This is a genomic window from Streptosporangium fragile, assembly GCF_039534445.1.
Taxonomy (GTDB): domain Bacteria; phylum Actinomycetota; class Actinomycetes; order Streptosporangiales; family Streptosporangiaceae; genus Streptosporangium; species Streptosporangium fragile.
This window is the reverse complement of the sequence record NZ_BAAAVI010000002.1, coordinates 42,533-53,837: the sequence shown is the minus strand read 5'-3', so window position 1 is coordinate 53,837 and position 11,305 is coordinate 42,533. Positions and strand designations below refer to the sequence as shown.

Below are 11,305 nucleotides of genomic sequence, written 5' to 3'. Positions count from 1 at the left end.
CTTCGATCCACCGCCGCCGGCCCGCTCTCGCCGGCGACCAGCCCGGACCGACGACCGACGCGGTCCGGCTGCCGATTCGCCTGCCGGGCCGGCCCCCGGAGGACGGAGCCGCAGACGCGGTGGGCCTTCGTTGGCCGGCACGAGGCCGTCGTCGCCGGGGAACGGCCGGCCGACGGTAACGAGCCGGTCATCGCGCCGGGGGACGCCACCGGGCACCGACAGGCAGGAGCCGTCGCTCCGGCGGCACACGAATCCGAACGGCGCCGCTACTAGCCCTACCGGTATATGTGGCAGTGAGCATTGGACAGGAGCCTCCCGTGGCCGCACGATGGCGGATGTGAGCCACGCCAACCCCCCAACCCGGCCGCGGGTCGCCGCCACGAGCCGGATATGATCACCAAAATCCGGGAGCCCCCCGGGCCGCAGATGCCAAAGATCGATAAAATTCGGGTATATACGGCTGGGATTGGAACTGCCAGGAGGCCCCCATGCAGGTCAAGAAGGTCCTCACCTACCTCGGGGTAGCGTTCGTGGTCTTCTATCTGTTCACCAAGCCCGCCGAGGCGGCGAGTGCGGTCAACGGAGTCTTCGACGGGATCATCAGAGGAGCGGACCAGTTGGCCTTGTTCGTGACACGCGTGCTCGCCTGACCGCCCGGCGGACGCCCGTCCCGCCCTGACACATCACCTCGGCGCCCCCGGCCGATCGACGGCGATCGCCGCGGGAGCGCGACACCCCCCGTCATCGCGCCGCTGAGCCGTCCCCGGAGACCGTCCGGGCGCGCCTCTCGCGGATCGCGAAACACCCCGCGCGGCGTCCCGGCCACGAGCCCCCGCACCGCCACGACGCTCTACCCTCATTCCCTCGTACGACACCTCCGGCCCCCGGGCGGAGGTCGTCACGGCCGGGTCCCACGTCCGGCCGCTCTTCGCGGCCGGGGGCGGACACCACGGGGCACCAAGCCGTCACGCGATGTGCTTCCACTGTTCCCGCGGACGTGTTACCCAGGGAACATGGCAGACCGTCACGACATCACCGCAGATCACGCGCTCGGCCCCACCGCGCGGCACGTCGTCGAGCGTGCCAACGTGGAGGGCGTCGAGCTGATCCGTTTCCTTTACGTCGACCACGGCGGCGTGATCCGGGGCAAGGCCGCCTCGCGTTCCCGGCTGGCGGAACGGCTCAGCACCGGCATCGGACACACCGTGGCGATGATGGCGATGAACATGCTCGACGAGCTTCAGGAGGTCGAGCATCTCGGCCCGGTCGGCGAGGTCCGGCTCGTCCCCGACCCCGCCACGTTCGTCCCCCTGCCCTACGCCCCCGGCGCGGCGGCCATGCTGTCGGACCTGCGCCGGATCGACGGCTCCCCCTGGCCCGCCTGCCCGCGCACCTTCCTGCGCGAGGCCGTCGCCGCGCTGCGCGACGAGGGCCACGCACTCGTCGCCGCCTACGAACCCGAGTTCACCCTCGGCCACCGCGTCCCCGACCACGAGAGCGGCGTGGACCGCCTGGTCCCCGTGGACGACAGCCCGTGCTACGCGACCACCGGTTTCAACCAGACCCACGACTACACGATGGCCCTGGTCCGCGCCCTGGAGAGCCAGGGCCTGCGGGTCGAGCACTACCATCCCGAACTCGGCCACGGGCAGCAGGAACTGTCGATCCGCCCCGCCCCCGCCATGCGCGCCGCCGACAACCACGTGATCTACCGCGAGACGGTCCGGGGTGTCGCCCTCCGCATGTCCATGTGGGCGTCCCTGGCCCCCAAGCCCCTCGCCGACCAGGCGGGCAACGGCGCCCACCTCCACATCTCCCTCTGGGACCCCGACCTCCGCGTCAACGCCTTCGGCGACCTCACGGACCGCCACGGCCTGTCCACCACGGCCTACCACTTCATCGGCGGCCTCATCGCCCACCTTCCGGCACTGACCGCGCTGACCTGCGGCTCGGCGAACAGCTTCCGGCGCCTGGCGCCGAAGTCGTGGTCGAGCGCCTACGTCTGCTACGGCCCGGACAACCGGGAGGCGGCGGTGCGGATCTGCTCCCCCGTGGGGCAGGACGCCGCGGCCTCCGCCAACCTGGAGATCAAGCCCTCCGACTCCTCGGCCAACCCCTACCTGTCGCTCGGCGCCGTCATCCACGCCGGTCTGGACGGTCTCCGCCGCAGGCTCGACCCCGGCGAGGCGGTCGGCGTCGACCCCGCCACGCTCCCGGAGGGGAGCGTCCCCCGCCTCCCGCGCTCCCTGGACGAGGCCCTGGACGCCCTGGAGGCCGACGACGTCCTCATGAACGCCCTCGGTCCCCTCCGCAGCTCCGCCTACCTGGCCGTCAAACGCTCCGAGGCCAGGGCCTTCGCCGCCCAGGACGACGCCTACGAGCTGTTCCACCACTTCCGGGTCTTCTGAGGTCCGCGTGATCATGTCCCCGCCCCCGTCCCCTCACCGATCCCCTCGCCCCGGCCACCAAAGATCACCAACGGCATCCGGAACGTGAGCCAGAGCCCCCTGCTCGGTTCTCACTGGTCGACGGCGTCGAAGTAGACGCTGTCCGTCTTCGGATCGAGGTAGAAGACCCCGGAGTCTCCCTCGCTCGTCACCTCACCGTCGAAGGACTCGCTCCGGACCCACCCGGCGCCCGCGGGCACGAACTCGGCGAGCGGCTCGGGAGGTGGGCCCGGCGTCTCGGGCTTGAAATCCCACCGCGGCTCTCCCACGAGGGCCGCGACGGCACCTGCCTCCAGCCGGGCGACACCCACCAGCCGGACGTCGGTGGGGCCCGGAACGGACAGTCTGGAATCGCCGCCCAGGGCGGTGCCGAGCCAGTGCGCGTCGGACAGCCGGCCGAGCAGGGCGAACCGGCGTTCCAGCGGCTCCAGGTCCGTGCGGACCCTGTCGCCGCCCGCGCCCCGCTCACGGGCCCTGTCGCCGTCCGCGCCCCGCCCAGTCGACGCGCACGCCGCGAGCACCGCCGTCGCACCGAGCAGGAGCACCCCCCGGCGCCCCAGATCCACCGAGCCGCCCGTCATGCCGCGCTCTCCGGAGCCCCCAAGCCGTGATCGTAGCGACCGGCCCATGACCACCCCCCTGTAATCGATCATCTAGTCGGCCCGGCGGACGTTCGTTCCGGTGAAGAACAGCAGGATCATCGCCGCGACGTAGAGGAGCCAGACCGCGATCGCCAGCCAGGTGGCCAGGTGCGAGTACCGCTCCAGGACTTCGCCGGCCCGGAAAACCGCCGGCCACCACAGGTAGAGGCAGAACACCGTGTACGGTACGAGGCCCACCGCCATGACGGTCCGCGTTCCCCGCGTCCCGCCCCACCGCCACAGCAGGACCGCCAGGGCCAGCGTGATCGCCCCGACCACGGCATGGGACCACAGAAGCGTCTGGGCCTTGTCCAGCGCGAACTCGGTGTAGAAGCTCGTCCCGTCGCCGCTCTTCCTCTCCCTTTCCAGCTCCGCCGCGAGGCCGGGCAGGAGATAGAGGCTGCCTCCCACCACCACCAGCCCGCACATGCAGGCCGCCAGCAGGCACCCGACAGCGCTCCGCAGAGCCCGCATCCCGCCCTCCCCCATCGCCGCCTTCCCGGAGAGCCTGGCGGAAGCCGCTTGTGAGGCGCTTGTGGATCACTGCGCCGGTCGCCGGCCGCGTCCGGCCCTTCCCGATGAAGTCTTCGGTGACCTGGGCCGCCTGCTCACTCCGCATGGCGGAGTCTGCGACGCTCAGGGAAAAAGGAAGAAGACCTACCTGGCCTTCGGCGACAGACTCCTGATGAAGACGGACATCCGCTGGCGCGAAGGAGACCGGGCCCACACCGTCATCGGCGCTAAATGCAGCGCCAAGGACGCGAAAGCCGGGTACCGCCACCAGACAGTGACATATCGCGCCCGACTCAGCAGTCCCCAGCGGTGTTCAGATCACAGGCAGCTCGGCCCAGACCGCGTGGCCCAGCGCCTGCGTGCCGCGGAAACCGACCTTGGAGGCCAGGGCCGCGACCACGGCCAGGCCCCGGCCGTGCTCGGCGAGCGGGTCGACGTCCCGGCGCGGGGCGAACCTGGGGGTGACGCCCCACCCGCAGTCGTAGACGGTGATCCGGATGGCCGTGATTTTGCGGGTCAGCTCGACGATGAAGGTGCCGTGCGGCCGTCCGCTGCTCGTGTGGGCGACGGCGTTGGCCGCCAGCTCTGCGACGATCTGCTCGGCGTCGTCCCGGCAGGGTGAGTCTTCCAGAAGGAAGCGGATGAAGCGGCGGGCCGGCGGGATCTGGTCCGGGCGACCGGGGAAGGTCCGCCGGTAGGTCATACCGCCGGGGCGGAGCCCCACCATCGCCTCGATCAGCGCCGGGGGCACATCGTTCCGGGTAACGCCCACATCGCCTCCTGTTCGGAGTTCGGGAAACCACTCCCAGAAGGGTGGCCGAACCGCCCCGCCTCGTAACCCCCAGTCCACCGGCGCCGCATCACCCCCGCAAATACCCGGCTGACCTGCGCAGACGCTGGCTGGATCGCGTCCATCTCCCCATTTCCCGATAGTTCTATCGCTCTGGGTAGCCATGTGAATACGATTTGTTCGCACCGGATTCAAGGAGGCGCCATGCCAGGCGAGGGTTACCGAGTCCTGCTCGACTGCCGGCGACGCGGCAAGGCGCTACGCGCCCGGTCGTTCACCTTCGACCAGATCGCCGACGTCCTCGCCCTGGACCACGACGTCAGCCCGCTCCGCCTGTACCGCTACGCGCACGGCCGCACGGCGGCCGACGTGGTCGCCGCCCACAACGACCTCGACCCGGCGGGCACCGCCTCCCTGCGTGAGGCCCGGCTGTACGACTACGAATCCTGGCCCGCCACCGGCCGCCGGCCTCCGGCCCGGACCGTCGCCATCCTCGCCCGCCTCTACCAGACCACCGCCCGGCGCCTGCTGACCGACGAGGCCTACGCCTCCTACAACACCGCCCATCGCGACCTGCTCGACCGGGCCGACCACCGCCACCTCGACCCCCACCAAACACCGGTCGCCCGCGTCGGAGCGCCTCCTACCCCGGAACCGGCGACCCCGCTGACCGCCGGTGACGAAGCCCTCCCCGCGTGGGGTCTGGTCCCCGCTCCGGACGCCCGTGACAGCATGAAGCCGCAGCCGGTTCCCGCGCGGGCCTTACCCCCTGACCCCGCACACTGCGCCGAACTGCTGCGTGCACTGAACGCCGAGGAGGCTGACGTGAAACGCCGCGAACTGCTCTTCGAACTGGCCCTGCTCCTCGGCGGCACCCCCGCCCTGGGCTTGCTCCGCCAGCTCACCCCGTCCGACCGGGAACGCCTGGCCGCAGTCTCCCGGCAGCGTGCTCCGATCGACAATCGCACCATTGACCTACTGGAACGCCTTATGGCCCGCCTGTGGGAGATGGATGAGACCTCTGGCCCCCGGCATGTTCTCCCGATAGCCGAGGCCAAACGTACCCTGGTCGACAACCTGCTCAAGCAGGCCTCCCTCACCCCGGTCCTCCGCAAACGGCTGCTCCGCCTCTACTGGAGCCTGTCTCTCATGACAGGTTGGAGCCACTTCGACCTGACCGACTATGCGGGTGCCACTCGCCGATACCACGAAGGACTGGCAGCGGCTCACGAGCTACAAACTCCGGCCTTCATTGCTCATCTGCATGGACTGCTCGCCTACATGGCGCTGCATCAGAAAAGGCACAGCGTGGCGCTTGACCATGCTTTCGCCGCCGAGGGATGGGCCAGAGAAAGCGGCAGCCAACTACAGCAGGCGGCAACCTGTATCCAGGTTGCCCGAGCGGTCTCCAAGGCCAAGCACGACGAGAGCGCTCTTCACCTGCTCGATCGCGCCGCCGGCCTGGCGGCCAGAGGACGAAGCGAGTCCGATTTTCAGCACCTCTTCTGGCTCACTCCGGAGTGTGTTCCCTCCTACGGATTATTCTGCTTCCTCGAGCTCAAACAGCCCGACAGGGCGATATCCGAGGTGAAGCATCGGCTCTCGACGATGGCCCCCGGCCTCACTCGGGAACGGGGCATCCTGCAGCTCGAATGCGCCACCGCGCTGATCCAGAAGCGGGAGATCCCCGAGGCCGCCGCGATGATCCGTGAGGCAGCCCGGATCGCCGTCGGCCACAGCTCCACCAGGCTCATCCGATCCGTCCGTCAGACCCGCGCCCGCCTCCGCCCCTGGGAGGACAACAAACACGTCCGCGACCTGGACGAACAACTCCGCACACTTCCCGTCGTCAGTTGAGTCACTTCCCGCATGAGCTGTCCGCTCTCACCCTCGGCATCCGGCCGAGCCGATGGCTCAGATATACCTGGTCCAGGAGCTCCCTCCCCGGCGAACACGCGGACCGGCTCGGCCGATCACGCTGTCAGACATCCGGGAACCCCCATAACGTGGTGAGCATGACCGCCGCGCATGAGTCCGAACCCTGCGGAGCACCCCTGTGGGCTCCGCGTTACTGGGGTGCGGACGAGTTCATGAACCACGGCTTCGGCGACATCGGCCGCCGCTTCGAGCTTGAGGACGGCTGCGTCGTCCTGACCATCGACCCCGGAACGCTCGCCTGAGCGCCGGGGCGGCCGGCCACGTCCGCGCCCCCACGCCCCCGATCGGCGACGCGGTCAGCGGACCGGGTGGCCCGCCTGGCGGAGGGTGTCCTTGACCTCTGCGATCTTGAGCTGGCCGAAGTGGAACACCGACGCGGCCAGCACCGCGTCGGCCCCCGCCTCGACGGCCGGCGGGAAGTCGGCCAGCGCGCCCGCGCCGCCGCTGGCGATGACCGGGACCGAGACGACGGCCCGCACCGCGCGGATCATCTCCAGGTCGTAGCCGTCGCGGGTGCCGTCGCCGTCCATGGAGTTGAGCAGGATCTCCCCCGCCCCCAGCTCCTCGCCCCGGCGGGCCCACTCGACCGCGTCGATGCCGGTGCCGCGACGGCCGCCGTGGGTCGTCACCTCGAAACCCGACGGGGTCGGCGGGCCGTCGACCACCCGGCGGGCGTCCACCGAGAGCACGATGCACTGCGCGCCGTAGCGCCGCGACGCCTCCGTCAGCAGTTCGGGACGGGCGATCGCCGCGGTGTTCAGGCCCACCTTGTCGGCGCCCGCGCGCAGCAGCCGGTCGACGTCCTCGACCGAACGCACTCCCCCGCCCACGGTCAGCGGGATGAACACCTGCTCGGCCGTCCGGCGGACCATGTCGTACGTCGTGGACCGGTCGGAGCTGGAGGCGGTGATGTCGAGGAACGTCAGCTCGTCGGCCCCCTCCGCGTCGTAGCGGCGGGCCAGTTCGACCGGGTCTCCCGCGTCGCGCAGGTTCTCGAAGTTGACGCCCTTGACCACGCGCCCCGCGTCCACGTCCAGACAGGGGATCACTCGTACCGCGACACTCACTGCACTTCCCTCATTCCGCGCATACCTTGAACTCCCGGTACGCCCTGACCTATTCCTCGGCCGGCGGCCGGGGCGATCAGGCCCGCCCCGCGTCCCCGGTCCGCTTCCCGTGCGCCCCGGTGCGCGTGGGGCGGACCGCCGCGTCGCTTCCCGCCGCCCCCGCCTCCGCGAGCTTCGTCCCGCTTTCGCGGGCCTACTCCGCCTTCGCGAGTTTCACCTGCGTCTACGACTTCACCGCGGCCAGGGCGTCCTCCAGCGTGAAGGCCCCCGCGTACAGCGCCTTGCCCACAATCGCCCCCTCGACGCCGATCGGGACCAGCTCGGCCAGGGCCCGCAGGTCGTCCAGGGAGGAGACACCGCCGCTGGCGACCACCGGCTTGTCGGTGCGGGCGCAGATCTCGCGCAGCAGGTCGAGGTTGGGACCGCGCAGCGTGCCGTCCTTGGTCACGTCGGTGACGACGTAGCGGGGGCAGCCGTCGGCCTCCAGCCGGGCCAGGACCTCCCACAGGTCGCCGCCGTCCTCGGTCCAGCCGCGGGCGGCCAGGGTGGTGCCGCGGACGTCGAGGCCGATCGCGATCCGGTCGCCGTACTCGGCAATGATCTTGGCGCACCAGGCGGGGTTCTCCAGCGCCGCGGTGCCGATGTTCACCCGGCGGCAGCCGGTGGCCAGCGCCGCCTCCAGCGAGGCGTCGTCGCGGATGCCACCGGACATCTCCACCTTCACGTCGAGCGCGCCCACCACCGCGGCCAGCAGGTCGCGGTTGCTGCCGCGGCCGAAGGCGGCGTCGAGGTCGACCAGGTGGATCCACTCGGCACCGGCCTCCTGCCAGGCCAGCGCCGCGGACAGCGGGTCTCCGTACGACGTCTCGGTGCCGGCCTCGCCCTGGACCAGGCGGACCGCCTGGCCGTCGGCGACGTCCACGGCGGGGAGCAGCTCAAGCGACATCTGTTTCACGACCTCCGGTCGAAGACGAGGGTGACGAAAAGCGGTACGAACAGCAACGACAGCACGAACGCCCCGAACCGTGCCATCCATGAGGACCACAGCAGCCAGACGATCACCTGGGTGACCGCGAACAGGAGCGCCACGGCCCCGTTCTGCGCCCGGCGGCGGCGGGCGATGATCCCGCCCTGGGTGACGATCCGCACGGGCCGGCGCGGCAGCAGGGCGGTCACCCGGCCGACCAGCGCGCGCCGGCGCGCCAGTTTCGCCTCCCGCTCGGCGCGCAGGGCCGCCTGGCGCGCCCGCTCGGCCTCGCGCTCGGCTCTGCGCCTGGCCCGTTCCTTGCTCAAGGGATCACGTCGTTCAAGGGATCAACATCACCCAACGGGTCACTTCAGGGTTCCGAGCCAGTTCGACAGCAGCTGCGCCCCGGCGTCGCCCGACTTCTCGGGGTGGAACTGGGTGGCCGAGAGCGGGCCGTTCTCCACCGCCGCGACGAACGGCACACCGTGCTCCGACCAGGTGACCAGCGGCGCGGCGAAGCCGGACCCGGCGTCGGGGTCCAGTTCCCAGGTGCGGACCCCGTAGGAGTGCACGAAGTAGAAGCGCGTGTCGGCGTCGATCCCGGCGAACAGCACGCTCTCGGCGGGTGCCCTGACCGTGTTCCACCCCATGTGGGGCAGGACCGGCGCCTCCAGGCGCTCCACCGTGCCCGGCCACTCGCCGCAACCCTCCGTGGTGACGCCGTGCTCGACGCCCGTCTGGAAGAGGATCTGCATGCCGACGCAGATGCCCAGGACCGGGCGGCCGGCCGCCAGCCGCCGGTCGATCATGCGTTCGCCGCGCACCTCGCGCAGCCCGCGCATGCACGCGGCGAACGCGCCCACTCCGGGGACGACGAGGCCGTCGGCCTCCATCGCCGCCTCGTAGTCGGCCGTCACCGTGACGTCCGCGCCGACCCGGGCCAGCGCGCGTTCGGCCGAGCGCAGATTGCCCGAGCCGTAGTCGAGAACGGTTACCTTCACCACCAGAGCACCGCCGCCGTGGTCGCCAGGGCCGCGAGGGCGGCGAGCAGCAGCGCGCCCTTCTTCAGGCCCTGTTTGAGGAACGAGACAATTCCGCCGACGAGGAAGAGGGCGACGAAGGCCATCGCGACGGCCGTCCAGTTGTCGGTCACGCTTCCTCCTCCCCCGGCGGCAGGGGCGGGCCGCCCGCGGCGGCCCACCCGGTCAGGGCACGCCCGTGGCACCGGGCACGCCCTTCGGTCACAGCACGCCCTTCGTACTGGGCACGCCCGCGGCCCGCGGGTCACGCTCGGACGCCGCGCGCAGCGCCCTGGCCAGCGCCTTGAACTGGGCCTCCACGATGTGGTGGGCGTTGCGGCCGTACGGGACGCGCACATGCAGGCAGATCGCGGCCTGGGCGACGAACGACTCCAGGATGTGCCTGGTCATCGTGGTGTCGTACTCCGGGCCGATCATCGGGGCCATGCCCTCGGGCTCGCTGTGGACCAGGTACGGGCGGCCGGACAGGTCGACCGTGACCTCCGCCAGCGACTCGTCCAGCGGGCACGACGCGTTGCCGAACCGCCGGATGCCCGACTTGTCGCCCAGGGCCTCGCGGAACGCGGCACCCAGCGCGAGCGCGGTGTCCTCGATCGTGTGGTGGGAGTCGATGTGCAGGTCACCCTCGGTCTTCACGGTCAGGTCGAACAGGCCGTGCTTGCCGAGCTGGTTCAGCATGTGGTCGAAGAAACCGACACCGGTGGAGACCTCCACGTTCCCGGTGCCGTCGAGGTCGACCTCGACCAGCACCGAGGTCTCCTTGGTGACGCGCTCGACACGGCCGCGGCGCGGCGCGAACTCGGCTCCGGCGGTGATGCTCACAGGGTCTCCTCCAGGGCGGCGCGGAAGGCCGCCATCTCCTCAGCCGTTCCGATGGACACTCTCAGCCACCCCGGCGGTCCCACCTCGCGGATCAGCACCCCGTGCTCCAGCAGGCCCTGCCAGACCGCGTGCCGGTCCTCGAAGTGGCCGAACAGCACGAAGTTGGCGTCGGAGTCGGCGACCGCCAGCCCCTTGGCCCGCAGCCACGCCACGGTGGCGTCCCGCTCGGCCCGCAGCGCGTCGACCGTGCCGAGCAGCTCGTCGCGGTGGGCGAGCGCGGCCAGCGCCGCCGCCTGGGTGAGCGAGGACAGGTGGTACGGCAGGCGGACCAGGAGCAGCGCCTCGACCACCGCCGGGTGGGCGGCCAGGTAGCCCAGCCGGGTGCCGGCCATCGCGAACGCCTTGGACATGGTCCGCGTCACGATCAGCCGGGGGTTGTCCGGCAGCAGGGTCAGCGCCGACGGGGTGCCGGTGCGGGCGAACTCGAAGTACGCCTCGTCCACCACGACCATGCCCGGCGCGGCCTCGACGATCCGGGCGATCACCTCCGGGTCGAGCGCGGTGCCGGTCGGGTTGTTCGGCGAGGTCAGGAAGACGACGTCGGGCCGGTGCTCCCCGATCGCCGCGACCGCCTTGGCCGGGTCGATACCGAAGTCCTCCTCGCGGGCCCCGGCGATCCACTCGGTCGAGGCGCCGGTGGCGATGATCGGGTGCATCGAGTAGGACGGCTCGAAGCCCATCGCGGTGCGGCCGGGCCCGCCGAAGGCCTGCAGGATCTGCTGGAGCACCTCGTTGGAGCCGTTGGCGGCCCACACCTGCTCCGGAGCGAGCCCGTGCCCCAGGTAGGCGGCCAGCTCCCGGCGGAGCGCCAGGGCGTCGCGGTCGGGGTAGCGGTTGAGCTCACCCGCGCTCCGCCGCACGGCCTCGGCCAGGTCGTCGACCAGGGAGGCGGAGGGACCGTAAGGGTTCTCGTTGGTGTTCAGCCTGACCGGGACGTCGATCTGGGGGGCGCCGTACGGCGTGCGGCCCCTGAGGTCGTCGCGGATCGGCAGGTCGTCGAGCTTCACGAAGGGGTCTCCT

The 11,305-nt window shown here is 71.1% G+C and carries 14 protein-coding genes; 4 read left to right on the top strand and 10 right to left on the bottom strand.

Translation table 11 applies throughout. The features are described 5' to 3' along the window. Positions 1–488 precede the first annotated feature (488 nt). Together ABD841_RS01960 and ABD841_RS01955 are read left to right on the top strand one after the other, a co-directional pair. On the top strand, positions 489–650 hold the full coding sequence (locus tag ABD841_RS01960) for a hypothetical protein (RefSeq protein WP_344967155.1): 162 nt from the start codon (positions 489–491) through the stop codon (positions 648–650). A gap of 363 nt (positions 651–1,013) precedes the next feature. Next, positions 1,014–2,408 (top strand): glutamine synthetase family protein, encoded by a 1,395-nt coding sequence (locus ABD841_RS01955; RefSeq protein ID WP_344967153.1) that lies wholly within the window; start codon positions 1,014–1,016, stop codon positions 2,406–2,408. Positions 2,409–2,518: 110 nt separating this feature from the next. Here the strand turns inward: ABD841_RS01955 and ABD841_RS01950 are convergent, their stop codons facing one another. The 3 genes from ABD841_RS01950 to ABD841_RS01940 form a co-directional block, all read right to left on the bottom strand. Then, a complete protein-coding gene (locus ABD841_RS01950; protein ID WP_344967151.1) occupies positions 2,519–3,028 on the bottom strand; it encodes a hypothetical protein in 510 nt (169 codons plus the stop codon). Positions 3,029–3,100: 72 nt separating this feature from the next. Further along, a complete protein-coding gene (locus ABD841_RS01945) occupies positions 3,101–3,562 on the bottom strand; it encodes a hypothetical protein (RefSeq protein ID WP_344967149.1) in 462 nt (153 codons plus the stop codon). A 352-nt stretch (positions 3,563–3,914) separates the two neighbouring features. Next, positions 3,915–4,373 (bottom strand): ATP-binding protein, encoded by a 459-nt coding sequence (locus tag ABD841_RS01940; RefSeq protein WP_344967147.1) that lies wholly within the window; start codon positions 4,371–4,373, stop codon positions 3,915–3,917. 222 nt (positions 4,374–4,595) lie between these two features. Between ABD841_RS01940 and ABD841_RS01935 the strand changes: the two genes are divergently transcribed. Both ABD841_RS01935 and ABD841_RS01930 read left to right on the top strand, forming a co-directional pair. After that, a complete protein-coding gene (locus ABD841_RS01935; RefSeq protein ID WP_344967145.1) occupies positions 4,596–6,248 on the top strand; it encodes an NsdA family TPR-like regulatory protein in 1,653 nt (550 codons plus the stop codon). 158 nt (positions 6,249–6,406) lie between these two features. Next, positions 6,407–6,571, top strand: coding sequence for a hypothetical protein (locus tag ABD841_RS01930; protein WP_344967143.1), 165 nt, complete (start codon positions 6,407–6,409; stop codon positions 6,569–6,571). A 54-nt stretch (positions 6,572–6,625) separates the two neighbouring features. Here the strand turns inward: ABD841_RS01930 and hisF are convergent, their stop codons facing one another. The 7 genes from hisF to ABD841_RS01895 all read right to left on the bottom strand — a co-directional run bounded on the left by hisF (position 6,626) and on the right by ABD841_RS01895 (position 11,292). Then, positions 6,626–7,396: an imidazole glycerol phosphate synthase subunit HisF gene (hisF, locus tag ABD841_RS01925; RefSeq protein ID WP_344967140.1), complete on the bottom strand. Its 771-nt coding sequence runs from the start codon at positions 7,394–7,396 to the stop codon at positions 6,626–6,628. Between the two features lie 223 nt (positions 7,397–7,619). Then, a complete protein-coding gene (gene priA / locus ABD841_RS01920) occupies positions 7,620–8,342 on the bottom strand; it encodes a bifunctional 1-(5-phosphoribosyl)-5-((5-phosphoribosylamino)methylideneamino)imidazole-4-carboxamide isomerase/phosphoribosylanthranilate isomerase PriA (RefSeq protein WP_344967138.1) in 723 nt (240 codons plus the stop codon). 5 nt (positions 8,343–8,347) lie between these two features. Next, on the bottom strand, positions 8,348–8,689 hold the full coding sequence (locus ABD841_RS01915; RefSeq protein WP_344967136.1) for a hypothetical protein: 342 nt from the start codon (positions 8,687–8,689) through the stop codon (positions 8,348–8,350). A gap of 39 nt (positions 8,690–8,728) precedes the next feature. Further along, the gene (gene hisH / locus ABD841_RS01910; RefSeq protein WP_344967464.1) at positions 8,729–9,370 is read right to left on the bottom strand and encodes an imidazole glycerol phosphate synthase subunit HisH; all 642 of its coding nucleotides are present in this window, start codon (positions 9,368–9,370) and stop codon (positions 8,729–8,731) included. Then, positions 9,361–9,516 (bottom strand): hypothetical protein, encoded by a 156-nt coding sequence (locus tag ABD841_RS01905; RefSeq protein ID WP_189236620.1) that lies wholly within the window; start codon positions 9,514–9,516, stop codon positions 9,361–9,363. Before ABD841_RS01905 ends, hisH begins: the two co-directional genes overlap by 10 nt. A gap of 88 nt (positions 9,517–9,604) precedes the next feature. Next, complete coding sequence (hisB, locus tag ABD841_RS01900) at positions 9,605–10,225, bottom strand: imidazoleglycerol-phosphate dehydratase HisB (protein ID WP_425581931.1); 621 nt, start codon at positions 10,223–10,225, stop codon at positions 9,605–9,607. Continuing rightward, positions 10,222–11,292: a histidinol-phosphate transaminase gene (locus ABD841_RS01895; protein ID WP_344967130.1), complete on the bottom strand. Its 1,071-nt coding sequence runs from the start codon at positions 11,290–11,292 to the stop codon at positions 10,222–10,224. Before ABD841_RS01895 ends, hisB begins: the two co-directional genes overlap by 4 nt. Positions 11,293–11,305 lie beyond the last annotated feature (13 nt).

Excerpts from the sequence above, each read along its gene's own strand:
- ABD841_RS01960 (WP_344967155.1), top strand. The coding sequence starts at position 489 with ATGCAGGTCAAGAAGGTCCTCACCTACCTCGGGGTAGCGTTCGTGGTC.
- ABD841_RS01955 (WP_344967153.1), top strand. The coding sequence starts at position 1,014 with ATGGCAGACCGTCACGACATCACCGCAGATCACGCGCTCGGCCCCACC.
- ABD841_RS01950 (WP_344967151.1), bottom strand. The coding sequence starts at position 3,028 with ATGACGGGCGGCTCGGTGGATCTGGGGCGCCGGGGGGTGCTCCTGCTC.
- ABD841_RS01945 (WP_344967149.1), bottom strand. The coding sequence starts at position 3,562 with ATGCGGGCTCTGCGGAGCGCTGTCGGGTGCCTGCTGGCGGCCTGCATG.
- ABD841_RS01935 (WP_344967145.1), top strand. The coding sequence starts at position 4,596 with ATGCCAGGCGAGGGTTACCGAGTCCTGCTCGACTGCCGGCGACGCGGC.
- ABD841_RS01930 (WP_344967143.1), top strand. The coding sequence starts at position 6,407 with ATGACCGCCGCGCATGAGTCCGAACCCTGCGGAGCACCCCTGTGGGCT.
- priA (WP_344967138.1), bottom strand. The coding sequence starts at position 8,342 with ATGTCGCTTGAGCTGCTCCCCGCCGTGGACGTCGCCGACGGCCAGGCG.